Source organism: Clostridium sp. D53t1_180928_C8 (genome assembly GCF_015667795.1).
Lineage (GTDB): Bacteria > Bacillota > Clostridia > Clostridiales > Clostridiaceae > Clostridium.
Map to the genome: position 1 here is coordinate 1 of NZ_JADPEL010000133.1, position 1125 is coordinate 1125.

Genomic DNA, 1125 nt, shown 5'->3' on the forward strand with positions numbered 1-1125 from the left:
AAAACATTTTTCTATACTTTTATTCTCATTACATATCTTTTCTGCTGCTTCTCTGTTAATCTCTACTTGTTTTAATAGATAATCTCCAATCGCTTGGATATTTGGATTTCCTTTTTTATCTTGTATTTCCTTTTTTATTTTTTCTATTGCTCTTTCTATCATCTTTACACCTCTTCACTTTCGATTCTGAACTTTAAATACTCTTTTACTTCTTCCCAGCACTCACTACACAAAGATGTTTTACACTCTTCAAATGTAAACTCAAACCCTAAATCCTTTGGACAAAAATATAACCTTTTAGTTTTTATATCCATAGCTTGTCCGTTTTTAATCTTAAATCTTTCCTTAAACTCCTTAGTAGTTAAAATCTCTTTAGCTTCTACCATATTAGCTCCTCCTTATCCTTACTTTTTTATACACTTTAAATACTCTTCTATAACGTCTTTAGCTTCTATCCATCCATAACAAACTTCAGCTTTATACCCTTGTTCCTTAAGCATATTTATCCATTCCTCTTGTTTGGGACTTGTCTTATTTCTTCCCACTTTAAGCTCTATATACAATCCATGATATGAACCTCTTGAAACTGGCAAAACTATATCTGGTACTCCTGCCTTTACACCTTCTTTTTTTAAGTTTGCTGCAGTTCTTGCATCTCTCTTTCCTCCATTTGGAACATGGTGCAATAACTTTAGTTCTGGAAACTGCTGCTCTGCATATCCTGCCCATTGAAATAAAAATCTTTGCTCTTGTGCTTCTGTCATCCCTATTTCTCCTTTAATCTAATTTCCGCATTTTTATATAGATATAAGTTCCAGAGTTTATATCATTTACTTGAACTTCATGACTTGTATAAATATATCCAGGATATAACTTTTCAAACTCTTCTTTATCACCTTGATTTCTTGACAATGCATATACCTTTTTATATGTATATTTATAGTCATTAATTTCAGCTTCTGGAATTATAAGATTTCTACTTGGAGAATACCTCTTCTTTCCTTTAGGATCTTTAGCTATATAATTGGCCAACTCTTCAAATCCTAACTCATTAGGTTGAAGCCTATCAGCATTTGCTCTCCCTTTTCCCCATAACTCTTCTGCCTTATCTCTATCCATTCCACT

General features: G+C 32.3%; 2 protein-coding genes and 1 pseudogene. All 3 read right to left on the reverse strand.

Features of this window, described 5'->3' with window-relative positions; translation table 11 throughout:
* Positions 1-164 precede the first annotated feature (164 nt).
* Complete coding sequence (locus tag I4V51_RS20875) at positions 165-386, reverse strand: hypothetical protein (RefSeq protein ID WP_195990355.1); 222 nt, start codon at positions 384-386, stop codon at positions 165-167.
* A gap of 18 nt (positions 387-404) precedes the next feature.
* Complete coding sequence (locus I4V51_RS20880; protein ID WP_195990353.1) at positions 405-764, reverse strand: VRR-NUC domain-containing protein; 360 nt, start codon at positions 762-764, stop codon at positions 405-407.
* A gap of 13 nt (positions 765-777) precedes the next feature.
* Positions 778-1125 (reverse strand): annotated as a pseudogene (locus tag I4V51_RS20885) (hypothetical protein); the annotation flags it as partial.